Source organism: Sphingobium agri (assembly GCF_023051225.1).
Lineage (GTDB): Bacteria > Pseudomonadota > Alphaproteobacteria > Sphingomonadales > Sphingomonadaceae > Sphingobium > Sphingobium agri.
Window position 1 is genome coordinate 70,274 of record NZ_JALKHS010000010.1, and the last position, 25,203, is coordinate 95,476.

The 25,203-nt window shown below is 63.2% G+C and carries 25 protein-coding genes; 14 read left to right on the forward strand and 11 right to left on the reverse strand.

Annotated elements, in window-relative coordinates:
- Positions 1–65: 65 nt before the first annotated feature.
- Both MU848_RS13055 and MU848_RS13060 read left to right on the forward strand, forming a co-directional pair.
- Entirely contained in the window at positions 66–1,214 is a 1,149-nt protein-coding gene (locus tag MU848_RS13055) for a cupin domain-containing protein (RefSeq protein WP_247232924.1), read from the forward strand.
- 4 nt (positions 1,215–1,218) lie between these two features.
- On the forward strand, positions 1,219–1,758 hold the full coding sequence (locus MU848_RS13060; protein ID WP_176502290.1) for a pseudouridine synthase: 540 nt from the start codon (positions 1,219–1,221) through the stop codon (positions 1,756–1,758).
- A 14-nt stretch (positions 1,759–1,772) separates the two neighbouring features.
- Here MU848_RS13060 and MU848_RS13065 read toward each other — a convergent pair whose 3' ends face one another.
- A complete protein-coding gene (locus MU848_RS13065) occupies positions 1,773–2,168 on the reverse strand; it encodes a polyketide cyclase (protein ID WP_247232926.1) in 396 nt (131 codons plus the stop codon).
- A gap of 36 nt (positions 2,169–2,204) precedes the next feature.
- Entirely contained in the window at positions 2,205–3,815 is a 1,611-nt protein-coding gene (locus MU848_RS13070; protein ID WP_247232929.1) for a PAS domain S-box protein, read from the reverse strand.
- A gap of 181 nt (positions 3,816–3,996) precedes the next feature.
- Between MU848_RS13070 and MU848_RS13075 the strand changes: the two genes are divergently transcribed.
- The 5 genes from MU848_RS13075 to MU848_RS13095 all read left to right on the forward strand — a co-directional run bounded on the left by MU848_RS13075 (position 3,997) and on the right by MU848_RS13095 (position 10,217).
- Complete coding sequence (locus tag MU848_RS13075; protein WP_247232930.1) at positions 3,997–5,580, forward strand: hypothetical protein; 1,584 nt, start codon at positions 3,997–3,999, stop codon at positions 5,578–5,580.
- An 80-nt stretch (positions 5,581–5,660) separates the two neighbouring features.
- Complete coding sequence (locus MU848_RS13080) at positions 5,661–6,074, forward strand: GlcG/HbpS family heme-binding protein (RefSeq protein ID WP_247232932.1); 414 nt, start codon at positions 5,661–5,663, stop codon at positions 6,072–6,074.
- A 189-nt stretch (positions 6,075–6,263) separates the two neighbouring features.
- Entirely contained in the window at positions 6,264–6,821 is a 558-nt protein-coding gene (locus MU848_RS13085; protein WP_201516168.1) for a PRC-barrel domain-containing protein, read from the forward strand.
- Positions 6,818–9,976, forward strand: coding sequence for a DEAD/DEAH box helicase (locus MU848_RS13090; RefSeq protein WP_247232940.1), 3,159 nt, complete (start codon positions 6,818–6,820; stop codon positions 9,974–9,976). The genes MU848_RS13085 and MU848_RS13090 overlap by 4 nt, the downstream gene beginning before the upstream one ends.
- A gap of 46 nt (positions 9,977–10,022) precedes the next feature.
- The gene (locus MU848_RS13095) at positions 10,023–10,217 is read left to right on the forward strand and encodes a hypothetical protein (protein WP_097093189.1); all 195 of its coding nucleotides are present in this window, start codon (positions 10,023–10,025) and stop codon (positions 10,215–10,217) included.
- A 6-nt stretch (positions 10,218–10,223) separates the two neighbouring features.
- On the opposite strand, the gene MU848_RS13100 is transcribed toward MU848_RS13095, so the two are convergent.
- Positions 10,224–10,805, reverse strand: coding sequence for a DNA-3-methyladenine glycosylase (locus MU848_RS13100; protein ID WP_247232948.1), 582 nt, complete (start codon positions 10,803–10,805; stop codon positions 10,224–10,226).
- Positions 10,806–10,947: 142 nt separating this feature from the next.
- On the opposite strand from MU848_RS13100, the gene MU848_RS13105 reads away from it, so the two are divergent.
- The 3 genes from MU848_RS13105 (at position 10,948) to MU848_RS13115 (ending at position 13,305) form a co-directional block, all read left to right on the forward strand.
- Positions 10,948–11,271 carry a hypothetical protein gene (locus MU848_RS13105; RefSeq protein ID WP_247232950.1) on the forward strand — a complete coding sequence of 108 codons (324 nt, stop codon included), beginning with the start codon at positions 10,948–10,950 and terminating at the stop codon, positions 11,269–11,271.
- Between the two features lie 120 nt (positions 11,272–11,391).
- Entirely contained in the window at positions 11,392–11,886 is a 495-nt protein-coding gene (locus MU848_RS13110; protein ID WP_247232953.1) for a DinB family protein, read from the forward strand.
- 123 nt (positions 11,887–12,009) lie between these two features.
- Positions 12,010–13,305 carry a family 1 glycosylhydrolase gene (locus MU848_RS13115; protein WP_247232955.1) on the forward strand — a complete coding sequence of 432 codons (1,296 nt, stop codon included), beginning with the start codon at positions 12,010–12,012 and terminating at the stop codon, positions 13,303–13,305.
- A gap of 67 nt (positions 13,306–13,372) precedes the next feature.
- On the opposite strand, the gene MU848_RS13120 is transcribed toward MU848_RS13115, so the two are convergent.
- Positions 13,373–14,119, reverse strand: a complete 747-nt coding sequence (locus MU848_RS13120; RefSeq protein WP_247232957.1) for an SDR family NAD(P)-dependent oxidoreductase — start codon at positions 14,117–14,119, stop codon at positions 13,373–13,375.
- Positions 14,100–14,372 carry a hypothetical protein gene (locus tag MU848_RS13125; protein ID WP_247232959.1) on the reverse strand — a complete coding sequence of 91 codons (273 nt, stop codon included), beginning with the start codon at positions 14,370–14,372 and terminating at the stop codon, positions 14,100–14,102. The genes MU848_RS13120 and MU848_RS13125 overlap by 20 nt, the downstream gene beginning before the upstream one ends.
- Positions 14,373–14,544: 172 nt before the next feature.
- Here MU848_RS13125 and MU848_RS13130 point away from each other — a divergent pair, with 172 nt between their 5' ends.
- From MU848_RS13130 to MU848_RS13145, 4 genes are all read left to right on the forward strand, one after another.
- Positions 14,545–16,491, forward strand: coding sequence for a flavin-containing monooxygenase (locus tag MU848_RS13130; protein WP_247232961.1), 1,947 nt, complete (start codon positions 14,545–14,547; stop codon positions 16,489–16,491).
- A gap of 146 nt (positions 16,492–16,637) precedes the next feature.
- On the forward strand, positions 16,638–17,819 hold the full coding sequence (locus MU848_RS13135) for a cytochrome P450 (protein WP_247232967.1): 1,182 nt from the start codon (positions 16,638–16,640) through the stop codon (positions 17,817–17,819).
- 27 nt (positions 17,820–17,846) lie between these two features.
- Positions 17,847–18,221: a group III truncated hemoglobin gene (locus MU848_RS13140; protein WP_247232969.1), complete on the forward strand. Its 375-nt coding sequence runs from the start codon at positions 17,847–17,849 to the stop codon at positions 18,219–18,221.
- 110 nt (positions 18,222–18,331) lie between these two features.
- Positions 18,332–18,922: an Hsp20/alpha crystallin family protein gene (locus MU848_RS13145; protein WP_247232988.1), complete on the forward strand. Its 591-nt coding sequence runs from the start codon at positions 18,332–18,334 to the stop codon at positions 18,920–18,922.
- A gap of 57 nt (positions 18,923–18,979) precedes the next feature.
- Here MU848_RS13145 and gdhA read toward each other — a convergent pair whose 3' ends face one another.
- The 6 genes from gdhA to MU848_RS13175 form a co-directional block, all read right to left on the reverse strand.
- The gene (gdhA, locus tag MU848_RS13150; protein ID WP_449325348.1) at positions 18,980–20,329 is read right to left on the reverse strand and encodes an NADP-specific glutamate dehydrogenase; all 1,350 of its coding nucleotides are present in this window, start codon (positions 20,327–20,329) and stop codon (positions 18,980–18,982) included.
- Positions 20,330–20,355: 26 nt separating this feature from the next.
- The gene (rnk, locus tag MU848_RS13155; RefSeq protein WP_247232992.1) at positions 20,356–20,766 is read right to left on the reverse strand and encodes a nucleoside diphosphate kinase regulator; all 411 of its coding nucleotides are present in this window, start codon (positions 20,764–20,766) and stop codon (positions 20,356–20,358) included.
- Between the two features lie 223 nt (positions 20,767–20,989).
- Positions 20,990–23,476, reverse strand: a complete 2,487-nt coding sequence (locus tag MU848_RS13160; RefSeq protein ID WP_247232994.1) for a fimbrial biogenesis outer membrane usher protein — start codon at positions 23,474–23,476, stop codon at positions 20,990–20,992.
- An 8-nt stretch (positions 23,477–23,484) separates the two neighbouring features.
- On the reverse strand, positions 23,485–24,243 hold the full coding sequence (locus MU848_RS13165; RefSeq protein ID WP_247232996.1) for a fimbrial biogenesis chaperone: 759 nt from the start codon (positions 24,241–24,243) through the stop codon (positions 23,485–23,487).
- Between the two features lie 140 nt (positions 24,244–24,383).
- Positions 24,384–24,551 carry a hypothetical protein gene (locus MU848_RS13170; protein WP_247233010.1) on the reverse strand — a complete coding sequence of 56 codons (168 nt, stop codon included), beginning with the start codon at positions 24,549–24,551 and terminating at the stop codon, positions 24,384–24,386.
- A 60-nt stretch (positions 24,552–24,611) separates the two neighbouring features.
- Positions 24,612–25,169 carry a hypothetical protein gene (locus tag MU848_RS13175; RefSeq protein WP_141397875.1) on the reverse strand — a complete coding sequence of 186 codons (558 nt, stop codon included), beginning with the start codon at positions 25,167–25,169 and terminating at the stop codon, positions 24,612–24,614.
- Positions 25,170–25,203: the final 34 nt, after the last annotated feature.

The following is a 25,203-nucleotide window of genomic DNA, read 5'->3' on the forward strand; positions in this document are numbered from 1 at the left end:
TTTCAATAGCACGGATCGCCAAAGTGGCTTTTGACACCCGCTCCCAATCCCCCCATGTGCACCCCATGCATCTCAAAAACTTTTCAGTTGACGATTTCCTTCACGACTTCTGGCAAAAACGCCCCCTCCTCATCCGCAATCCGTGGGACAATTGGCACAACCCGCTCGACCCGGACGAACTCGCCGGCCTCGCCTGCGAAGAAGGCATAGAATCGCGCCTGATCACCGGACCAGCCGGTAAATTGACGGTGGAAAGCGGCCCCTTGCCGGAAGCCAGATTTGGCGAACTCGGAACCAGCCCCTGGACATTGCTGGTGCAGGCCGTGGACCATCATGTCCCCGATGTCGCGGCACTGATCGAACCCTTCCGCTTCATACCCGGCTGGCGCATCGACGATGTCATGGTGAGCTACGCCACAGACGGCGGCGGCGTCGGCCCTCATTATGATCAATATGACGTCTTCCTGATCCAGGGCCTCGGCCGGCGGCGCTGGCGTGTCGGCCCGCGCTGCGATGCTTCGACGCCTTTGCTTCCCCATGACGACTTACGCCTCATCGCGGATTTCAACGCCGAGGAAGACTGGATTTTGGAACCCGGCGACATGCTCTACGTGCCTCCCGGCTTCGCGCATGACGGCGTCGCTCTCGGCGATGACTGCATGACCTATTCTATCGGCTTTCGCGCCTCTTCCCGCGCCGACCTCGTCGAAGGCTGGAGCGCTCATCAGGCCGATGGCATGATGGAGGAAGATCGTTATGCCGATCCCGACCTCATCCTCCAGTCCAACCCCGGGGAGATAAGCAACGCGGCCCTCGACCGGATGCATGCGATGGTGATGGAAGCGCTGAGCGATCGCGACGCCTTCGCCCGCTGGTTCGGGCTTCACAACAGCCTGCCCAAATATGCCGACGCCGACTGGCGGCCTCAAGAACCAATCGCTCCCGATGAAGTGCAGGCACTGCTGGCCCAAGGCGCCGCGCTCAGCCGCAATCCGGCAAGCCGTTACGCCTTCATCCGGCAAGGCCCCTCCCTCATGCTGTTCGTCGATGGTCATTGCTTCGATTGCGGCGAAGACACTGCGCCTCTCGCGGAAAGGCTATGCTCCGTCTCCACCGTCGCGCCAGATCCAAAGCTTGCTCAAGCGGCCGGAGCGGTCGCCCTTATCAAGGCACTGATCGATCAGGGCAGCCTCGCCTTCGATGAGGAGGATTGATCCCGTGACGCTGATCCTCTTCAATAAGCCCTATGGCGTGCTCTGCCAGTTCACGGATGACAGCACGGGTCCGCCGCGTCCGACGCTTGCAAGCTTCATCGACAGGCCGGGCGTCTATCCTGCGGGGCGGCTCGACCTTGACAGCGAAGGCTTGTTGCTGCTGACCGATGACGGGCGATTGCAGGCGCGGATCGCCAACCCGCGCTTCAAGATGCCCAAGACCTATCTGGTGCAGGTCGAAGGCGACCCTTCCGATGCGGCACTTGAGCCATTAAGGCGGGGCGTAAAGCTGAAGGACGGGCTCACCCTGCCCGCTGAGGTCGAGCGGATCGATACGCCAGACCTATGGCCACGCGATCCGCCAGTCCGCTACCGCAAGAGCGTGCCCGATTGCTGGCTCCGCATCACGATCCGGGAGGGCCGGAATCGACAAGTTCGTCGGATGACGGCCGCGGTCGGGCATCCAACACTGCGCCTCGTGCGATGGCAGATCGGCGATTGGACGTTGGATGGCATTGCGCAGGGCGAATGGCGCGAGGCCTGATGCGCCCGCCCTGATCAGGCCTCCACCAGCCTCTTCAAGCTTTTGAGATCACGGTTGACCCATTTGATGTCGGCGGCAAATCGCTCGTCATCCATGCCGGGCTGGCGAAACAGCGTCAGCATGACTTCCGCGCCTTCGCCATTCTGGACCACACGCAAGGGGACATGAACCTCTTCCCCGCCACCCAAATCCACATAATGGTCCATGACCCCAAGGTCGTTGTGAGGGGTGAAGCGGATGCGCACAGGCCCCTCCGCGCCGTCGGCCAACCAACTGTCCCCATCCTGGCGCAGCGCCGATTCCGCCAGGCCAGAGGCCCACTCGGGGAAAAACTCCGGTCGCCAGATCTTCTCATAGAGAGCGCGCCATTCCTGTTTTATCGACACGCTGAACGTCCGGGCTGGTAGCACGATGGTCTCCTGTAACAGTGCGGCGCCCTATACTCCCTACCCTGCCAAAGGAAGAGAAATGGACCAGCGCACGCCGCCGGAGCGGAACTCCAGCCTGGTTTCAGCGTCCAGGCGATAGGCAAGCGCGTCCTCGATCAACTCGCGGCCAAATCCCTGACGCGAAGGATTGACGGAGATGGCGGGCACGCCTCTTTCAGCCCAGCACAGGTGAAGCTTGGATGCCCCCCCATCATCCATTTCGACGTGCCAGGAGATATTCAGGCGCCCGTTCGGAGCCTTCAGCGCTCCATATTTCAGCGCGTTGGTCGTGAGTTCGTGGAATGCCAATCCCAATGTCTCGCCGATCTTGGAACTCAGGGCCACGTCCGGCCCCTCGATCTCGACCGCCGGACCATCATGGACGCCTACGCTCAGCAGTTCGTCCCTGATGAGATTTTCCAGGTCCACCGTCTGATCGACACTGCTTGTGACGATCACCTGCGTACGCGCCAGTGCGTCCAGCCGTCCGACGAAATGATCGACCAGATGATCGATATTCTCGCTCGTCTCCGCAGTGCTTGCGAACATCGAGCGGACGACCGTCAGCATGTTGCGAACCCGATGCTGGAGTTCAGCGACCAGCACACGCAGGCGGTCCTCGCTTTCGCGCAGCTCCTTCTCGCTCCGGCGCTGTTCAGTGATGTCCTGGAATAGCACGGCGACGGTCTTGTCGTCGGGGTTGCCCACCTGAAAGGCGAAGAGATTGAACGTCCGCCCATTAAGTGCCTGCGAGTCTTCCTCGAACCGGAGGCTTTCGCCCGTCTCCGCGACATGCGCGTAGATATCGACCCATTTGGGTTCGATCGCCGGTTGCAGTTCCCGCATGGTCCGGCCCACGGCATTGCCAAGCCCGTTATGCTTTTCGAACGCCGGATTTACTTCCAGAAAGCGCCAATCGACCGGGCGGCCCGCTTCGTACAGGATCTGGATGATGCAATAGCCCTCATCCATCGAATTGAAGAGATCACGATATTTTAGCTCGCTTCTCCTCAAGGCAGTCTCCGCCCGGGCACGCTCCACGGCAATAAGCGTCCGCTGGGCCGTTTCCTCGATGATCGAGATTTGGGCGGGCACGCCATCGCCGACATCCCCGGCATAGCCCACGCGCGTCGCGCCCAGATATTCGCCAAGCAACCGCTGTGCGAATTTCTGAACCTCAACCGGCTCTGCCAGATCGCGCAGCCCTTCGCTAAGGTTCAGCAAAAATGCCTGCCGCTCCTCGGCTGCGCGGCGCGCGGTGACATCGCGGCCGATGCAATAGGCGAGACCGTCCGCTTCCCGAACCGCGGCGTGCCATGAAATCCAACGGTAGCTGCCATCCTTGCACCGAAGCCGATGCTCAAATTCGAACAACGAAGCCCCGCGATCGAGGTCAGCGCTTGCTGCCTGTGTTCGTTCCAAATCGTCAGGATGTACCAACGGTGCAATAAGGTGACCGATCAGATCGGATTTGCTCCACCCCAAGATACGCTCAAAAGCCGGATTGACGCTGCGCCATGTCCCGTCGTCGGACGAAGCGGTAGCGAGCATGTCCACGGACAATTCGAAGAAATGCTGAAATACTACAGCAGCGTCCGAAGACATATTCTCATCAACCAAATGCGTCATCCATCATATCAACATTGTCGCAGCTGCGGCAATCGGCAACTTCTGTAACCCAAGGTAGTGGCTCAGCGTCGCAGGCACTCCAACGCGCGCGACGCACATTCTGCCTCCCTCCAGAGCTTCGTGAGCAAAAATTTCCTCGGTTTCTCTTGACGGTTCGGCTCTCCCGCGCAGGGAAGAAGACATGACCTATCGCTGGATTCGTTCGACGCGCATCTGCATTCTTGCGCTGACTACAGCCATGGTTCCCGTTGTCGCCGCGGCGGCGGACCCGGCGCCGTTCGACCTGCCCGGACCGGAACTGTCCGTCACGGTCACGCGGGCGGGACGGACTTTGCCAATCGGCCAGGTGCCCGCACTTGCAACCGGAGACATCGTCAGGATCGACGCGAACCTGCCTGAGGATCAATCAGTCCGCTACCGGTTGATATCGGCTTTCCTGCGCGGCGCCATCAATCCGCCGCCGAAGAAATGGATTTCAAGCGCGGAAACATGGGAGCAGAATGAGCGGAAACGGAACCTGAAGCTGACCGTACCCGATCATGCTCGCCAGCTGGTGCTGTTCATGGTTCCCGACACGGGCGGCGACCTCAGCACCATCAGCGATGCCATCCGCGGCCGCCCTGGTGAATTTGTTCGCGTCACTCAGGACATCAACAAGGCGTCACTGGACCGCACCCGGCTCAACGCCTTCATCCTGGGTATCCGGTCACAGGAAAACAGCCACCCCGAATATCTGAGGAATGTGGCGCCGGTCCTGTCCTCCAGCCTTGCCGTGAAGCTCAATCCGGATTGCCTCGCGAAGATCGTCGAGTTTCAGGCGGCTTGCCTGGTCGAAAACCGCGACAGCCTTGTGCTGGGCGACATTCACAGCAACTCGTTGACGGAGACCATCATCGGCGCTCCCACCGATCTTGCCCTGCAGCTGAGCGCCACGCGGGAAGGGGGCTATGGTTTCTACAGCCCCTATATCGGCGTCGTGCGCGACCTTGCCCGCATCTTCGGCGCGTTCAACAATCCTGAGTTCAACTACCTGCCAGCGCTCGGGATCGCGAACGGCAAGTCCCTGTCGCTGCTGCTGAACAGCGCTCCCTCCTTCCGCAAACCGAAGTCCGTGCTGGTTGCGGCACTACCGGCGATCGAAAAGAATGTCCCCCCGCCGCTACGCCGCAGCAGTGATGCGCCGATATGCGGATCTCGGCCCGGCGTGGTGCTGGGAGTCGATGGAGCGCCGCTTATCTTCGCCACCGACTATGCTCATGACATGACCCTGAGGCTTACCGGCAAGGATGGCCGCAGCGTCGAAGCACCCGTCGTCGCGCGGGCGGACAAGGGCGGCTACATATTCGGGACTTCCTTCGAACCCGAAAAGATGAGCGGGCCGATGACGGGGCGCTTGCACGGACATTGGGGCTTTGACGCATTTGAAGGACCGGAGTTCGCGCTGCAGTTTCCGCAGGCGGGCAGCTTGCAGGCCGTGGCTGGCCAGCAACTGATCGCCGGAAAGTACGGCAAGCTGCTGGTGAGCGGACCTACCACCGCCTGCGTCAAGAATGTCTCCGTCCAGCTGCCGGGGGGACGGAGCATCGGCGTGAAATGGCAGAGGCCGGGTCCTGACACGATCGCGGTCGACATGCCCCTGGCTGACCTTGCGGCAGCAGGCGATGCTGTGATCGCCATTCAGTTCTTCGGCACGGACAAACCCGAATTGCTGACGATCCCCGTGCAATCGGATCAGCCCGCCATAGAACAGCCTGCCCCGCTATAATGCTGGCAAGATGGGCGGCGGGTGATAAGGCGCCTGCTCCATCAAGCGCCCCGGCGCCTTCAACAGCGGGTATGAACAGGATGAAGACGAAGCACTGTCTGGAAGCAAGCGATGTAAAGGCGATCCTCGCCGCAGCCGAGGCCGAGGCGCTGGCGAATGGCTGGGCCGTTACCATCGCGGTGGTCGATGACGGCGCGCATCTGCTGGGGCTTCTCCGCCTGGATGGCGCGGCGGCGAGCACGGCCAAGATAGCGGAATCGAAGGCATCGACATCGATGCTAGGCCGACGGGAATCGAAGGTTTACGAAGACTTGGTGCTCGGCGGGCGTGTTTCGATGCTGTCTGCGCCCGGCATGGCTGCCATGCTGGAGGGCGCGGTTCCGATCGTCATCAACGGTGATTATGTCGGAGCGGTCGGCGTGTCAGGCGTCAAGTCGGTCCAGGACGCGCAGATCGCGCGCGCGGGGATCGCCGCGATCCTGCCGCAAGACTGATAGAGCCCACAGCCGGTCCTGACCTCGGATCGGCTGCGCGCCTTCACATAGGTTAGCATAGATTTTTCTCGGGCCCTGCCGTCCGCCGCCACCAACCGGATCGGCGCGCGTTGAAGCGTCGTTCGATGCCGCTGATCGTGGGAGCTTGTTCTGGAAGATGTTGCTGGCTGGGTCGCGCCGATTGCGACCATGATCGCCGCGATGATGACCGCCGCCAATCTGGGCGCGCGCGTCACGGGTTGGGGCTTTGTCGTATTCACCGCCGGATCGATCGCCTGGTCGATCGTTGGTATATCGTCGGGGCAGACGAACCTTGTCGCGACGAACGGCTTCCTCACGCTCGTCAACCTCGTCGGCGTGTGGCGATGGCTCGGCCGCCAGCGCGCCTATGAGGATGGTGGCAAGTCGGCCACTCAAGCGAGCCGCCGCTCCGCCTATCCTACGCTCTTTACCGCAACCGGCGTAGCGGGCTTGCCGGTCACCGCTCCGAATGGCGAGACAGTCGGCAAGGTCGTGGAAGCGCTTGTCACCTGCGAAAGCGGGAAGGTCAGCTATGTCGTCATCAGCGCCAGTGGCGTTGGTGGGCTGAATGAGGTCCTCCGCGCCGTGGCGCGCGAGGATCTCGGCTTTTCCTGCGACGGTTTCGCGCTGAAGCGAGACAGAGCGTGGTTCGAGGCTCTGCCGCCTCTTGCGGACGGAGACTGGCCCGCCGCGCCTGCTGAACTGCCAAAGGGCGATGCGGCATGAGTGCGGCGCGCGGCTTGGGCGAAACGGCGCTCCTATTGTGGCAATTGGTGCAAGAAGAAGACCTGCTCTACTTGGCGGACGATGAGCAGGAGGCTGACGCGCTTGCCGCAGCGCTTGGGGCTCTGGCGCCTGACAGGCCCGTTATCTTCCTGCCTTCCAGCGACACGTTGCCGGGCGACGACGCACCCGCCTCGCCAGCTAATATCGGGAAGCGCGTTGCTGCCTTGCGGAGCTTGCGCCGCTTGAATGAGGATGCGGACCGGGCACCGCTGGCCGCGATCATGAGTGGCGAAGCCGCCGCGCGCCTTTACGCCGCGCCAGAGGCTTACGACGCCGCACCGCCAAGCTTGGCGAAAGGTGATCCCATCGACAGCGGCCGTTTCGCTTCAGAGATGGAGGCGATTGGCTACATCATCGACGACCGGGTGGATGAGCCGGGCGAAGTCGCGGGGCGCGGCGACGTCATCGATATTTTCCCCGCCGATGCCGGAACACCCGCCCGCATCGACATAGCAGACGGGCGGATCAGCGGCATCCGCCGCTACGATCCGGTGACACAGCTGACGACCGAGGAACGCGAACGGCTGGAGATCGGCCGGGCGGCAGAGCCTGAATGCGCGGAGAAGGTGAGCATCCTGGCTCATCTTAGCCGAGGGACCATCGTCAAGTCGCCCAAGGCTGACGAGCGGCGGCGCAGGTTCGTCCGGCTGGCGGCGCAAGTGGCCAAAGGTGACGATGCCGTTGATGAGGATAGTTGGGCGCGGACCACCAAGTCCTGGGCAGAAGTCACATTGGATGAGCCGGTGACGGAGGTTCCTCGCTTCGCCTTGCAACCTTCGCCCTTGTCCGCGATGGCGCGCTTCGCCCGCCCGCTGCTGGCGGATGGGCATCGGCTCCTGCTCGTCGGCAGCGAACGGGACTTGCGCTTCCTGCGGCCGCGGATCGAGCGGAAGCTGAAAATCTCGCTCGCCGAGGCCGCCAGCCTTGCAGAGGCGCGAGCGCTGCCGGAGCACGGAGGCGCGGCGCTGATCGCGCCGATCGATCGGGGCGCTGTTGTGGACGGCATCGTCATGATCGCGGCCGCCGATCTTCTGGGAAGCCGGGCGCTGATTGGCGAGGCGCCGGAAGCGGTTTCCAATGTCCTCGCGCGGAACGGCGGAGAGGTGCGGGCCGGGGATGTCGTCGTGCATGAGGATCATGGCGTTGGCCGCGTCGCCGGGCTGGAGCCTGCGCCGGACGGTTCCGGTTCGGAGGTGATCGCGCTCGAATATGCGGATGGAGCGCGGCGTTTGGTGCCGGTCGGAGAAGCGGGGCGGATGTGGCGCTATGGCGCGGATGCCGATGCGGTGCGGCTGGACAAGCTGGATGGATCGAGTTGGGAGAAGCGGCGGGCGCAAATTCATGAAGCAATTAGCGAGAGCGCGCGAATTTTGCTGGAAGTGGCCGATGAGAGGGCGCGGTTGGAGGCGGCGGTCATCGCGCCTGATCCGTCACGATATGAGCAGTTCGTTCATGGTTTTCCGTTCAACGAAACCGCCGACCAGGCCCGCGCCATCCAGGCGGTGCGCGACGACCTGGCATCGGGCAAACCGATGGACCGGCTGGTCATCGGCGATGTTGGCTATGGCAAGACCGAGGTCGCCCTGCGCGCAGCGGCGCTCGCCGCGCTGGCGGGATATCAGGTCATCCTTGCCGCGCCGACCACTGTGCTCGTCAGCCAGCATATCAAGACGTTCAAGCGGCGCTTTGCCGACAGCGGAATCAAGGTCGCAGGCCTGTCCCGCCTGTCGAGTGCGGCGGAGAAGAAGGCGGTGAAGGCGGGCCTGGCCGACGGATCGGTGCAGATCGTCATCGGCACCGGCGCGGTCATGGGCAAGGATGTGCGCTATGCGAACCTTGGCCTTGTCATAATCGATGAGGAACAGCGGTTCGGCGCGGCGGACAAGGCGAAGCTGCGCAGCCGCGTGGACATCCACATGCTCGCGATGAGCGCGACGCCGATCCCGCGCACACTGCACCGCGCGATGATCGGGCTTCAGCAGATATCGATCATCGCGACCCCGCCCGCACGCCGCCAGCCGATCCGCACAAGCTTGGTCGAGCCCGACGACAACCGGATGAGGACGGCGCTGCTGCGCGAAAAGTCGCGTGGCGGGCAAAGCTTCGTCGTGGTGCCGCGCATCGAGGATATCGGCCCCCTTTGTGAGCGATTGGAGCGCATCGTCCCGTCGCTCAAGCTGGTAACGGTCCATGGCAAGATGCCGGCGGCGGAGATCGACCGGGCGATGGTGGATTTCGCGGATGGCGCGGGCGACATACTGCTCGCCACCAACATCATAGAGGCGGGGCTGGACGTGCCGAGGGCCAACAGCATGATCGTGTGGCGCGCGGACCGTTTCGGCCTTGCCCAGTTGCACCAGCTGCGCGGCCGGGTTGGGCGCGGCAACCGGCGTGGGCAGGTGATGCTGGTGACGGACGGTCCCGGCATCGCGGAACGTACGATGAAACGGCTGCGCACCCTTTCGACCTATGACCAGCTGGGCGCGGGGTTCGAGATCAGTGCCGCCGATCTCGATCAGCGGGGCGCGGGCGACCTGCTGAGCGATGCGCAGGCCGGGCACATGAAGCTGATCGGCGTCGACCTGTACCAGCATCTGTTCGAGGCGGCGCTCCGGCAGGCGCGTGGTGAAGATCCGGGCCTGTGGCTGCCGGAGGTGAATATCGGCGCGGCAGGCGCTTTCCCGCCGGAATGGATACCAGAGGACGACATCCGCCTGGGCCTGTACGTACGACTGGCCCGTATCAGCGATGAGACGGAATTGCAGCGGTTCGAAGAGGAAATCATCGACCGTTTCGGGCCCATGCCGCCCGTCGCGGAGGCGCTGGTCGCCAGCGCCAGGATCGCGATATTGGCGCGGGCGGCGCATGTCGCGCGGGTGGATGCGGGGCCAGCGGCGATCGCCCTCACCCCCCGCAACAAGGCCGGGTTCGATCCGGGCCACGCGGAATTGGCCGAAAAGGATGGGCGCTGGTTGCTGAAACAGCAGACAAGCGATGAGGAACGCATCACCTGCGTTACCGATCTGCTGGAAACCGTCGCACGATCAGCGCCGCCGCCTGAGGCACGTGGAACCTTGGCGCTCGCCAGCGCTTGACGGCACTCACCCCAAAAGCTCGGCAGACCCCCGCAGGAGGACCTTCATGGCTGACAAGATTTCCGGTTTCGAAATCACACGCTCCGGTGAGGAATATCTCATCAGCTTTGAAACCGAGGATGGGCCACGCCTGGAACTGAGCGCATCCTATGAGCAGCTGGACCTGATCGCCGAGGCGATCGATGCGCAGCTCGACCGCGACGAAGAAGACGCGTTGGGTGTCGAGCCCGACGAAGACTGACGGGCGCTATGCCGGAAAGGGGCGGCTCACATATGGAGAGCCGCTCGCGCCGAAGCGCCATAGCGTTTCCACGCCCCGGCTGATGCCGATGCGTTGGCCGGTGACGATCGGCGCCGGACCTGCCGGTGGATGGAGCGCAAAAGGTGGCGCGTGCAGGGAGGCGCCGTTCAGCGAGCCATCGACGGAGAGCGCCTGGCATAGGCGTCCCGGGCCTGAGCAGAGTTTCAATGGATTGGTAATGCCGCGCCGGGCGATCATCTGGTCGACGCCCTCCAACGGCTCCAGCGCCCGGATGAGGACGGCGCTGCCCGGCGGCCCGGCGACGATATTGAGGCACCAGTGCAAGCCGTAGATGCGATAGACATAGGCGTGGGCGATCGGACCGAACATCGCTCCATTGCCTGCCGTCTGCCCCCGGAAGCTGTGGGAGGCTGGGTCGCCGCTGTCATAGGCTTCGGTTTCGACGATGCGGCCGCCGACGCCGCCCACCAACAGCGTCGCACCGATCAGCCCGCGCGCCACCGCTTCGATGTCCTGACGGAAAAAGTCCGGGGGAAAGGCTCTCTTCGCGCCTGACAAGCTGTTCAAATCCCTGTCGCTCCTGCTGCCATCGGCCACTCTCCCACGATCCCGGTTGCGGACGCAGCCCGCCGTTCGTCGCAAATCCGTTGCCTTGGACGAAACGGATCGCGAATAGCAGAGACAAGGGAACGTAAGGGGGCAAGGATCCATGAAGGTCAAGATTTTCGCATGCGTGGCCATGCTGGGCGCCGCGATGCTTCCGGCTGTGGCGATGGCCGATGATCCCCGTGATCCGACGATGCGCAGTGCGGCGGCGCGTGAGCGGGACCGTGCGATAATCCGGCGGATGAACCAGCAGCAGCTCGCCTATGTCCGGGACCGCGATGCACGGATCATGCGGGACTATCGCCGCGCGCAGAGCGGTGGTTCGGGCTATGCCGATGCGCGCGCGGACTATGAGCGCAAGATGGCGTCCTGGCGGCGCGCGGTTGCTGCCTGCAATTCGGGGCGCTGGGAATATTGCGATAATTGAGGCGCGCCGATGGGTCCGGCTATCTTTTTGGAAGCTAGTCAGGGTCCTGAAAAAGCGGCCTGAGATCCCGGCCTGCGCCGGGATGACGGGGTGGAGAGATGCATGACTGTGTCGTTCAAAATGCAGATCGCGCAGATGGCGCGCTATCATGCTTGGGCGACCGAACGGCTTTTGGCCTCCGTCGAAGAGATAGCGGACGAACAATATCATCAGCCATTTGGGCTGTTTTTCGGATCGGTCCACGGGACCCTCAATCATCTGCTGCTCACCGATAGCGGAATTTGGTATCCCAGATTTGCTCAGTTACCAGTTACGGGCTTGGGCCTGGACGCGGAAGTTGAGGCTGATCGAGCTGAATTGGCATCCAGTCTGAAGGCGGCGACGGCACGCTGGTCTGTATATATTGACGGGCTTGATGAAGCCGCTGTCGCCGGGGACCTTTCATACACGATGACGACAGGCCAAGCGCGCGTGCTGCCTATGGCGAGCGCGCTTCTCCACGTCTTCAATCACGGGACGCATCACAGGGGCCAGATCACGGCTGCTATTTCGATGCTCGGCTTTGCATATGAGCCGCTCGACCTGCCCTTCATGATTTTCTCGGAACCTCAATAAACGGATCCAGCCATCTTCCCCGCATGCGTGCAGAGGATGGCAATCAGATTTCCGCGGAAACCAAGGCCCGCCCCGGCGTTTCGACAGGCAGATGCTGCCGGGAGAGAGCCGATCGCCAATTTCATGTTCGCGACGGGCGTCGAGAATAGTGTGCCCACCATCGACAATGGCCGGGTGCGCGTCGACGAGATGGAGAGTTGCCACCATTATGAGCGATGGCGCGAGGACTTCGCGCTCGTTCAGGAAATGGAGATCGGCTACCTCCGCTATGGCCCGCCGATCCACCGGACGTGGATGGGGCCCGGCCGTTACGACTGGGATTTTGCCGACGAGACATTTGCCGAGCTGAAGCGGCTCAACATCGTGCCGATCGTAGACCTGTGCCATTTCGGCGTGCCCGATTGGATCGGCAATTTCCAGAACCCGGATTTTTGCGACCTGTTCGGCGTCTATGCCCGCGCCTTTTCGGAGCGCTTTCCCTGGGTTCAGCTTTATACGCCGGTCAATGAAATGTTTATCTGCGCCACCTTTTCAGCGCGCTATGGCTGGTGGAACGAGCAGCTGAGCAGCGACGTGGCGTTCGTCACGGCGCTGAAGCACATCGTGCGCGCCAATGTGATGGCGATGCGGCAGATATTGGAAGTGCGGCCCGACGCGATCTTCATCCAGAGCGAGTCTTCGGAATATTTTCACGCCGAATCTCCGTCCGCCATCAAGCCCGCGGAAATCATGAATTCGCAGCGTTTCCTTTCGCTGGACCTGAATTACGGGCGGCGCGTGGATTCAGAGATGTACGAATATCTGATGGATCACGGGATGACGCGGGAGGAATATCATTTCTTCCTCGACAATCGCCTGAAACAGCACTGCATCATGGGCAATGACTATTATGTCACCAACGAGCATCGCGTTGCGGCGGACGGGGCCACGCGGGCGTCGGGAGAGATTTTCGGCTATAGCGAGATCACGCGCCAATATCATCAACGCTATCATTTGCCGGTGATGCACACCGAAACCAACCTGTCCGAAGGTCCGCTGGGCACGGAAGCGGTCGATTGGATGTGGAAACAATGGGCCAATGTGCTGAGGGTGCGTAATGACGGCGTGCCGATCGTCGGCTTTACCTGGTATTCGCTGACGGATCAGGTGGATTGGGACAGCGCGCTTCGTGAGAAGAATGGCAACGTCAATCCGCTCGGCCTGTTCGATCTCGACCGCAAGATCCGGCCGGTGGGCAAGGCGTACAAGCGGCTGATCCAGCAGTGGCGCGACGTGCTGCCGACGCAGAGCATGTGCCTGGCGGTGCCGCTGGTGATGCCGAGCGATGCCGAGCGCGCCTATGCGGTCGAGCAGCGCGCGCGGGCCAAGCATATGATCAGGTCGCCGTCGGCAAGCCCGGCAGTACAGGATGGCGAGTGACGGAACGGCGGTTCGCGGGCTGGCCCGGGAGCCAGGCTGCTGACGGCCCCCGGGCAAGGCAGAGCGGCTAGATCTGCGCTTCGCCGCCGTCGACGAAATAGTCAGAACCCGTCACATAGCTTGCTTCATCCGAGAGCAGGAACAGGGCGACCGCCGCCGCCTCTTGCGCGGTGCCGAGGCGGCCGAGGGGGTTGTTGCCCGCCATCTGCTGTTCGATGGCGCCCAGATGTTCCGGGGGCAGGCCGAGGCGGTTGAAAAAGTCGGTGGCGATCGGCCCGGGGCTCAAGGTGTTCACGCGGATGCGGCGCGGGGCGAGTTCCTGGGCGAAGCCGCGGGCCAGCGAGCGGACGGCGCCTTTGGTGGCGGCATAGAGGGCGCTTGCCGGCAGCCCCTTGTCCTTTGCGACCGAGGCCGTGATCAGGATGGAGCCGCCGTCGCGCATCAGAGGCGCCATCGCCTGGGTGCCGAAGACGGGGCCGCCGATGTTGAGGTCCATGAGGTTGCGGTAGAGGTTCGCGCTGATATGGCCGAGCGGCGCGCCCGCGCCGACACCTGCGTTCAGGAAGAGGCCATCGACCTGGCCGAACAGGCGGGCGGCTTCCTGCGCCAGGGCCTCGGCGGCTTCGGGCCGGGCGGCGTCATTCTGCAGGACATGCACGCCGGGAAGCGCGGCAGCGGCGCTTTCCAGACGGTCGCGGTTCGATCCAGTGATCAGTACCGATCCGCCTTCCTCCATGATCCGCTGCGCCGCCGCGAGGCCGATGCCGCTGGAACCGCCGGTGATGACGATGGCCTTATCCTGGAACCTTTGCATGCCCTTCTCTCCGTTCGGCTATCTGTTCTGATCCGTGGCTCGTCCGCCTGGCGGAAAAGCTGGCGGCGAAGGTGGACGCAGTTGCGCCCTTGATCAACAGGGATATGCGGGCACTGGGAAACAGGAGAAGCCACCGATTCAAATCGTTGACGATGATCAACTTTTTGGATAGGCCTGCTTCCTGCGAACGGGAATGATCGCTGGCTTTACCGCCAAGGAGCCCGACGCGCTGGCCTAATGCGTCCTGGCGCATGGCGGCAAGCATGTCGAGCCCGATTCGCAAATGCCCGAACCGGACGCGCGCGTCCTGTTCGTCAGCGACCTGAAGGACGGTTGAGCGAGAATGTGGAGATGACGGCGCGATAACGGCAGGGCAGCACGGCCCCCGCGTCCCCGGAAGATCCGCAGCTCTCATGGAGAGACATATGGATATGAGAACGACGACTTTGCCGAACATGCTTGACAGTGGCAGCCGCCCCCTTCCCCTCGCAGACGGTCCGGAACTGCGGGAGGCGCTGAAGGCGGCCAATCTCCAGACGCTGCTGATGGTCTATGTGCACCTGACGCATGATGAATCGATGCTGGAAACCTTCAAGGTCCACATTCACCCGCCCTACACCAATCCCGACTATGTGATGCCGCAGGACTGCATCGACGACCTGCATGAAAAGCTGGTCCATGTGCTGACGACGCCGGGCGCGGCGAAGTCGGAAGATCCGCCGATCGAACTGATGCAGAAGATGATGAGCGTCGGCGTCGGCGAGCCGGTGACGGACGAGTTCGTTCCGATGGTCATGGAGCAGGGCGGATTCCACCGCAGCCCCGTGCGCAAGGAACTGTCGGAGCGCACCCCTCCCCCGGCTGGTTTCAAGGTGCTGGTGATCGGCGCGGGCCTGACCGGCATCCTCGCCGGGATCGAGCTGGAGCGTGCCGGTTACGAGCATGTGATCATCGAGAAGAATGAAGAAGTCGGCGGCACCTGGTGGAAGAACCGCTATCCGGGCGTCGGCGTGGATACGCCCAGCCACTTCTATTCCTATTCCTTCGAAATCAGCCCGGAGTGGAACCACTACCACCCCCATGGTGCGGACATGCGTGAATATTTCCGCGCCGTGGCCGACAAATATGACGTCCGCCGCAACATCCGCTTCAAGACCATGGTGCACAGCCTGGTCTTCGATCAGGACGAAGCCGTGTGGAACGTCACGGTCGAAGACCTGAACAGCGGCAAGCGCGAAGTCATCAAGGCCAATGCGGTATTCAACGCGTTCGGCACCACCGACCGCTGGGTGCTGCCCGACATCAAGGGCATCGAAAGCTTCCAGGGCATCATCACCCACTCGGCCGACTATGACGAGAATATCGACCTCAAGGGCAAGAAGGTCGCCGTCATCGGCACCGGCGCCAGCTCCGCGCAGATCGTGTCCACGATCGTCAAGGAAGTCGACGAACTGGTCGTCTTCATGCGCACCAAGCACTGGATGATCAACAATCCCGAAGTGAAGGCGGAAGTGCCCGAGCCCGTGAAGTGGGCGATGCGGCACATCCCCTATTACAAGGAATGGTTCCGTTTCCGGGTGTTCTGGTTCGCGGCCGATGGCCTCTACCCCAATGTGGTGAAGGACCCGTCCTACCCCGAAGACGGCATCGCCGTGTCGGCGCTCAACGAAGGCATGCGCCAATATGCCTTGTCGCACATGCATCACAAGCTGGCAGGCCGTCCGGACCTGATCGAGAAGCTGACGCCCGATTTCCCGATCTTTTCCAAGCGCGTGGTGATGGACGCGGGCTGGTACGATGCGCTGGTGCAGCCGCACACGACTCTGGAGACGGCAGGCATCGCGGAAATCCTGCCCAACGGCATCCGCACGAATGACGGCAAGGTTTACGAACTGGACATCATCATCTGCGCGACCGGCTTCAACGCGTCGTCGCTGGTGCAGGACCTGGAGATCAAGGGCCGCGACGGTCACGATATCGCGGTGGACTGGGCAGACGAGGAAGAGCGGGCCTATATGGGCACGACCATCCCCGGCTATCCCAACTACTTCCTGTCGACCGGCCCCAATATCGGCCCGAACCACGCAGGCGGCCTCAACATCGTCAGCGAATCGCAGGTCCATTATCTGATCGAATGCCTCGATGAGATGATCGCTCGTGGCGCGCGCACGGTTGAAGTGACGGAGGAAGCCTTCCTTCGCCACAACAAGCGGATCGACGATCAGATGAAACACATGATCTGGACCCATCCCAAGTCGAAGAGCTATTATCAGAACAGCAAGGGCCGCCCGGTCGGTCCCTGGCCGTTCCGCCTCGTCGACATGTGGAACGAGCTGCAAAAGCCCGTTCTGGAAGATTATAAGTTCGACTGATCATGAAGTGGGAGGCGCCGGGCTGCCTTGCGGCCAGACGCTTCCCCACCTTCCCGCATTGAAGATGAGGACAGGCGCGGCCTTGACCGGCACCGGGCTACTCCTAAGTTATAAGCCCGTCGTGCACATATGAGGGGTCGAAGCTGATGGAGGCTCGTCTTTCAGGCGCCTGTCCTTTTCATCGCAAGGGCGATGATCGCAAGTCCGCCGCCGCGTCGAGTGCGGGTGGGACCGTAGACCCCGATGTCCGCACGGGCAATTTTGCCCAAGCGCGCGCCATCCTGCGCAACCAGAATGTGCGGCAGGCGGGTTTCCTGGCCGAACAGGTCGGCCGGATCGGCAGCGCTACGCGCCAGCCCATCCTGTTCCTGGAAGGCGAAGCGCATCGTGTGCAGCGCAGCGCCACGGCGCGGTTCTTCACCCCGCGCATCGTCACGACCCATTATCGCGAACTGATGGTCGAACTCAGCGACCAGCTCATATCCCGCTTTAAAAAGGAAAAGACCGGCTTCCTCGACCAGCTCAGCTTGGAGCTGGCCGTCGCGGTCGCGAGCCATATCGTCGGCCTGACCGATAGCGATCCCAAGGGGCTCGCCCGCAGGCTGGACGTGTTCTTCACCGGCGATTTTCGAGCCCACCCCAACAAGGTCACGTCGCTGATCAAATTCGTGCAGGCCCAATATCGGGTCCTGTCCTTCTACTATCATGATGTCGCCCCGGCGATCCGCGCCCGGCGCAAGCAGCGGCGGGACGATGTCATTTCCCACCTGATCGACGAGGGCTATAATGGCCGGGAGATATTGACCGAGTGCTTGGTCTATGGCGCGGCGGGCATGGCGACGACGCGCGAGTTCATCGTGATGGCCGCGTGGCACATGCTGGAGCGGGAGGAGGTTAAGACCGCCTTCCTCGCCGCCGATGAGAAAGGCAAGATCGCCTTGCTGGAGGAATTGCTGCGGCTGGAGCCGGTGGTCGGCTATCTCTATCGCCGCGTCCCCGCCGAAGAGACGGGGGCCGATGCCCCTCCGGGCGCGGCCGTTGCCGTCGATGTTCGCGCGGCGAACACGGATATGGCGGCCTTTGGCGAGCGGCCCTGCGAACTGGTGCCGGGCCGGGAAGTCAGCGCCAAATATGGCAATGCGGGCCTGTCCTTCGGCGATGGAGAACATCGATGCCCCGGCGCCCAGGTCGCGCTTCAGGAAAGCTGCATCTTCCTGGAACAGCTGTTGCAGGTGCCGGGCCTGAAGCTGGACCGCGCGCCGACACTGACGTGGAATCCCCTCGTCACGGGCTATGAGCTGCGCAATGCTGCCATTTCCTGTGACTGAGGACATGCCGTTACCGGTTGCCGATAGATGAGCCAGATAAGTGAGGAGGATATTGGCCGCCTCGTCCCGGCCTTTTACGATCGGGTGCGTGCCGACCCGGTGCTTGGCCCGATATTCGATCAGGCGATCGACGACTGGCCGCTGCATCTGGAGAAGCTGAAGGCATTCTGGTCATCGGTGATGCTGGGCACCGGCCGATACAAGGGGCAGCCCATGGTCGCGCATGTCCGGCACGAACCGCATATGACAGAGGATAATTTCAGCCGCTGGCTGGCGCTGTGGCGGCAAACGAGCGACGACATGCTTGCGCCGGAAGCGGCGGCCGCCTTTCAGGAAAAGGCCGATCGGATCGCCGAAAGCCTGCAATTGGGCGTGCAATTTTACCGCGAACGGAAATCCTGAAGCGGAGCGCTGCGGCGGAACCAGCCTGTTTTCCAATCGTTTTTGGCGCGGTCCCTGCGGCGGGCCGCTCCGTCGTCAGGGCCTTGATACTCTGGACAGGAGGTCTTTCGATGGCTTCGCATTTCATGACACCTTTTGGTGGTCGCGGCCTGTTGAACCGCGGCGACCCCTTTCTCGACCTGCATCGCGAGGTGAACCGGCTGTTCGATGACAGCTTCCGGGCCATGGGCAGCAGCCCCGGCGGACATGGCACGATGATGGGCATGCCGCGCATCGACGTGCATGAGGCGGGGGACAAGCTGGAGATCACCGCCGAACTTCCCGGCGTCGCCCAGGAGGATGTGGATCTTCGGTTGGAGGGCGAGATGCTGATCATCAGCGGAGAGAAGCGGCGCGAGCATGAGGACAAACAGGCGCATATCCTCGAACGCTCCTATGGCGCATTCTCCCGATCGATCCAGCTGCCGTTCCAGCCAGATCCCGATCAGGTCCATGCCGATTTCAACAATGGCGTGCTCAAGATCAGCCTGCCGAGGCAGGGCAGTCAGGAGCGCAGCCGCCGTATCCAGATCGGCAATGGCCAGATCGGCAATGGACAGGGCGGCCAGGTGCTGGAGGGACGCAGCGGCGATCCCGGCGGTGAAGCTGGCGCTGCTTCACAAGGACAGCAGGGCGGTGGAGGCTCCGGCCAGCCGCATTGATGCCTTTCGCCGGTCCGGACGCCTGCGCGCCTGGACCGGCGAAAGCCCGCGCTGTCCCTAGATAACGCCCATTGCTTCCATCGCTTCGGCGACGCGGACGAAGCCGGTGATGTTCGCGCCGAGGACGTAATTGCCGGGCGCGCCATATTCTTCGGCGGTCTCGGCGCAGCTGTCATGGATGCGCCGCATGATCGCGGCGAGGCGGGCCTCGGTTTCCTCGAAGGTCCAGCTGTCGCGGGACGCGTTCTGCTGCATTTCCAGCGCGGACGTAGCGACGCCGCCCGCGTTGGCCGCCTTTGCAGGGCCGAACAATATGTTCGCATTCTGGAACAGGCGGACAGCTTCGGGGGTACAGGGCATGTTCGCGCCCTCTCCTACGGCGACGACGCCGTTGCGGATCAGGGTCGCGGCATCATTTCCATTGAGTTCATTCTGCGTCGCGGACGGGAGCGCGACTTCGCACGGAACGTCCCACACGACGCCTTGCTCGACAAAATAGGCGCCTGCCCCCTTCAACCGCGCATATTCGGAAATGCGTTCGCGGCGGACGAGCTTGATTTCCTTGAGCAAGTCGAGGTCGATGCCTTCGTCGTCGACGATGTAGCCGGAGGAGTCCGAACAGGCGACCGCCTTGCCGCCGAATTCCTTGATCTTCTCGATCGCGAAGATGGCGACATTGCCGGAGCCTGACACCACCGCCCGCTTGCCTTCCAGGCTTTCGCCACGGGTCTTTAACATCTGATCCACGAAATAGACGGCGCCATAGCCGGTCGCTTCGGTGCGCGCGCGGGAACCGCCGTAGATCAGGCCCTTGCCGGTGAGCACGCCCGCTTCATAGCGGTTGGTGAGGCGTTTATATTGGCCGAAGAGATAGCCGATCTCTCGCGCGCCGACGCCGATGTCGCCGGCCGGAACGTCGGTATATTCGCCAAGGTGGCGGTATAGTTCGGTCATGAAGGACTGGCAGAAGCGCATGATTTCGCCATCCGAGCGGTCACGCGGATTGAAGTCTGATCCACCCTTGCCGCCGCCGATGGGAAGGCCGGTCAGCGCGTTCTTGAAGGTCTGTTCAAAGCCAAGGAACTTGATGATGCCGACATTGACCGATGGGTGGAAACGCAGGCCGCCCTTATAGGGGCCGAGCGCCGAGTTGAACTGCACGCGAAAACCGCGGTTGATGTGGGTCTGCCCCTTGTCATCGACCCAGGGCACGCGGAAGATGATCTGGCGTTCCGGCTCGCAGATGCGCTCGATCAAGGCGTTGTCCATATATTGAGGATGCTTGGCGACGACGAGCCCCAGGCTTTCCAGCACTTCTTCGACAGCCTGGTGGAATTCGGTTTCACCGGCATTCCGCCTCAGCACGTCTTCGAATATCGGCAGGAGTTTCTCGTCGATACGGGGCAATGTCTTCTCTCCTTTTTGTGGATGCATCAGATGCGGGTGGGCTGCGTCACCTTGACGACCGTCAGCGTCCGGGTGCGCCCATCTCGGTCGGGCCAGTTAATGGATTGCCCCTCGCGCAGGCCGATCAGCCCGGCGGCAATGGGGGTGAGGATGGAAATGCGGCCAGCGCTGATGTCTGCCTGAGCGGGGTAGACGATCTGCACCGTGCGATCGGCGCCGCTCGCTTCGTCAACAAATTCGACAGTCGAATGCATGGTGACGATATCGGGTGCTATGCGCGAGGGCGCCTGCACCTTCGCGCGGTTGATTTCGCTCAGCAGCAGGTCGCTGACGTCGGGCATGCTGTTGGCGACGCCCAGGGCCAGGTTGGCGAGGCTGTCGGCTTCGGAATCGATGAAATAAACTGGCGGGTTTCCCCGGCTCAAGGATCTGGTCATGGCGCTGGCTTTCGAAAGGACTGGGCGCACATCTGTCCGACGTGCTGCAATCTACCGATTTGCCCCGGGCCCGGGGCATGACGCGCCGTAACCCGGGGCTAGATGCCCGCGAGAAGCTGACCCCCCTGGTAGCGAAAACGCACATGATCACTGCGTGAATGCATGATGGGTTCATTGCATGGTGCAATGCCCCGAGTCAAACCGGGCGGCGGCATGGGCGCGGCTATTGTCCCTTGGGGCGCAGATCCCCGGCGGGAACGGTCGCGGTGGCGCCTGCCGGAATGACGAGGTCGTAGCTGGTCTTGTCGGCATCGGCCATGACGATGGTCCAGCGGCCGGGCGCGAGGCCGGTCGCGCCGAAGCGGCCAGCGGCGTTGGTGAAGAGCGGGATCGGCTCGCGGTCCGGATGCGCTGCCTCGACTGCCTGGCCCGCGACGAGGGAAAGCGGCTGGCCATCGGTGCCGATCAGGCGGCCGACGACGCTCACCATATAATCGGAGCCGACGGTCAGCTTGTAGCCGCCGCGATAGGGCGGCAGAAGCCGGAAGGAACCTTCGCCAAGGTCGAGGCCGAGCGGTGCGTCGGGCGCGGTCGTCAGGACGTTGCGCTCGCTATAGCTGCTGAGGCTGGGCTGGATCGCGGTGCCAAGGCGGCCAGTGCGGGCGGTGTAGCTGTCGCCGCTTTCGTCGATGAAAATGTCCGCCCCTTTGAGCGAAGGGTGGGCGCGGACGATTGCGAAGGCGTCCTGAATGGGACGGCCGATGGAGAAAGCGCCATCCGCCAGCGCCAGCGCCGTGCCGAAGCGGAGGGAAGTGCGCTGGCCGGTCGATCCGCTGAGGTCACGATCGAACGTGCCGAAATGGCTGAAGCCGAGTTCGGCGCGGTTGGCATAATAGACGCCGCTGGCACTCACCCCTGCGCCGATATCGCTGCGTTCGACGTCGGCGCTGAGATTATAGGCGCCGGTGCCCGAGCCGCTGTAGCTCTGGTAGCTGAGGCGGCTGCGGTTGTTGCGGCTGTCATAATCGCTGCGCAGGCTCGACGAGCGGTCGAGGCGATAGGTCAGCGAGAGGAAGGCCGCGAGGCGGTTGTTGCGGCCCGCCCGTTCATAGCCGACATCGGCGGTGAAGTTGAGCGCGGGAGAAATCCGCCATCCGCCGGTCAGGCGCACGCTGCCCGCGTCGGGCTCTCCATCGCGGCCGCGCGAATAGCGGGCGTCGAGCCCGGCGTAGAGGGATTCGGTTATGCCGCTATTATAGCTTGCCCCCGCGATATAGCTGTAGGGGTTGAAGGGCGTGATGGTGCCGATCGGCGCGAATTTCCGGCTGCGCGCCTCCAGCGAAAGCGACAGGGCGTCGGCACGGTCGCTGCTGCGGCTGATCGTGCGCTGGAAGGTCAGGATGGACGCCCAGCCTGATCCCGAGCCCTCCACATGGGACGCGGACGCAAAGCTGCCGAAGGTGCCGATGGAGGTGGCGACGACCGACTCCACGCCGCCCATCCAGCCACGGCCATCGGCCTGGGCATTGGCGCCGAGCGTCAGCCGGTCGCTGACGCCCCGCCGGTAGAAGCCGCTGAACGCCAGATCATTGGTATAGACAGGCCCGCGCCGTCCAAGCGGAGAACGGACGCCTGCGTAGAAGCCGAACTCGCTAAGCCCCTTGGCAAGCTGGGCCTGGTCGAGGAAGATGCTGAAATCCACCGTCTCCCTGCGGCCGGCGTCGTCGGTGATGGTCAGCTTGACGTCATTGGACCCCTGGGTGAACGGAAAATCGCGCAGGTCGAACGTGCCGGGGTCAAGTTCCATCCGGCGGACGAGCTGGTCGTTGACGCGCACCTCGACAACCGAGCGGCGCTCTAGCTGGAAGCTGCGGCTGCCGCGCGGGCGGATGATGGTTTGCGGATCGAGCAGCGAATAGAAGCGCGAGACGGACAGGCCAGCGATTTCGGGCGCGGACTGAAAACCGCGCGCGAGGGTCTGAAGATCGCCTCCGGCCCAGCGGACAAGGTTGCGCCGGTCGTCATAGACGAGCCGGGTGCCCCGCCTTTGCAGGTCCGGCCCGGCGACGCCCGCCTGCCAGTTCGCCTCACTTTCCAGCACCACGCCACCGGCACGGATGGCGCCGTCGAGATAGGTGATGGGCGCGGCGAGGCCTTCGTCCGAACCCTGCTGGACCCAGTCGAGCGACCCCCGGATGTTGAGATAGGCGCTGACATCGGCGGGAGGGGCATAGGTGACGGGGCCGCGCCTGTTAGCATCGCCAAGATCGAGCGAACGCGCCGCCCGGCTGGGCGCCGCGATATCCAGCGTGACTTGCAGCGCTTGCGGATCATAGCGGATGCTGACGCCGACGCCGCGCAGGTCCGCGCCGTCCAGCTGGCCGCTTTCCCCAAGCCGGGTGCGTAGGCGCGCCACCAGGGGAGCGGCGATGCGCGGTTCAAGCAGCGTCAGCAGGCGTTCGGCGGAAAAGCTTGCCCGCCCGCCGGGATCCAAGGTGACGGTCGCATCGCCGAGATAGGCTTGCCCGTCCATCACCGGCGCGGTGAGAATGACGGGCTTGCCGGTCGGGTTTATGCCAGTTGCGTTCGCATCGGGATCTATCACCACCGGCGCGGGCAAGGCCGTGCCAGTCTGCGCGCGCGCGCCAGTCGGCATGAGGCAGGCGGCGAGCAGCAGCGCCCCGGCGGCGGCAGTCGGCTTTACGGACAAGAGTAGGCTCAGCTGTCGGGCGTGAACTGCGCCTCGACCCTGCCGCTGGGCTGTGGAAGCGTGACGGGCAGCGTCACCCGGCGCGTCTGTCCGCCGCCGATCAGGCCATAGCCGATCGTCTGCTGAAGCTCTGGCCCGGTCAGTTGCTTGCGCAGCACTTCCTTGCCATCAGGGCCGAACTGGACAACGCGGACCCGGCCGCGCGACAGATAGCCATGCGCGACGGAGGTGTTCGACACGGTGATGACAGGGGCAGGCGCACCTTCCGCATTCTTCCCGATTTCGGCCGACGCGATCGACAGAGCGGGCTTTGCACCATCAGGCGAGATGCTGACCAGCACCTGGAAGTTATAGAGCAGCTGGATGTTGGATTGGGTGTCGCTGGTCTGCACCGGCAGCTGCGCGACGGTCACGAAATAATGTTTGCTGCGCGCGAGGGCAGGATCACCCACATATTGGACGCGGAAATTCTGACGCTGGCCGGGCTGAATCAACGCCTGCGGGGGGAAGACGGCGAGTTCGCCGCTATCCTTACCGGTCGGCTTCGCGCCATCGGCGGTCAGGTCCAGCGTTTCGATGCGCAGTTCCACCGGTAGCGGCTTGTCGAAGCTGTTTTCGACCGTCACGACCTGGCTCATGCTGCGGCCAGAGGTGGTGAGATCGATGACCACCGGCTGGACCGTCATCGCATCCGCCGCCGGGACAAGTCCGGCTGCCGCCACGCAGGCCAGGAGCGCAGTGACGAAGGATCTAGGCTGAAACTTCAAGGGCTTGTTCCTAACAGCTTGGGCCAGTTCACCGGAGCGGCTGGCAAGGTGATGAACTTATGAGCCGCCGCCGCCAAGACAGAAAAAGCCTGAATTGCCCAGATGTTCATCCGGAAAGGATGCACTGTTGCACTGGAGCATCATTGGGGCAGGCGGACCCTCACCTGCTCCCCATCCGGCGAAAGCGGGGCCACGTCGGCCATCCGCTCATATTCAGTCGCAAGGAACAGCAGGTCGGCACGTTGCTCCGCCGGGGCATCCGCTGCCCGGCTCCGGAGTTCCGTCGCCAGTGCGAGAGGATCTTTCAAGTCCATGCCCCTGGGCTAGATCGGGCAGACCCGATGATCAGGCCTGCCCGATGTCCTGGATCAGGCGGCCGGAGCAACCGTGATTTCGACCTTGCCCGCATAGGTGCCAGCGTCGAGGATCGCGGTGGAGTCCGCCGTCAGGCCGCTGCCGACGGTGAGCGAGAGGTTGTTCGAAACCGCCGCCAGACGATCGCCGACCTGGCCCGAGGTCGCGCCGGAGCTGAGCGACTGATCAGCCACGGTCGCGCTGCCGCCCTTGGCACCGGTTGCGACGACCGTTGCGGTATAGTGGACCGTGTTGGTGTAGCCGTTGGGCGAGTTGGTCGCCGCAGCGTTCACCAGCGGCTTGGCTTCGACCGTGAGCTTGGGGTTCGCGCCGTTGCACTTGATGGTGAAGGTGCGGCTGAGCCCGCCCGTATTGCCAGCGAAGGCGGGATCGACGGTGCCGTCTGCCTTGGCAAGTTCGCCCAGCGTGATGCTGCCGCTGATCGGCGTCACGGCAGAGCATTTTGCCGCAACGGTGCCGCTGACATCCACCGAACCGCTGGCCTGTGCAAAAGCGGGAGCGGCGGTGGCGACCGAACCGAACATCAGGGCGGAAACAAGCAGCTTCTTCATCTTCATATCTCCAAAATGATTGGGGTTGCGATCG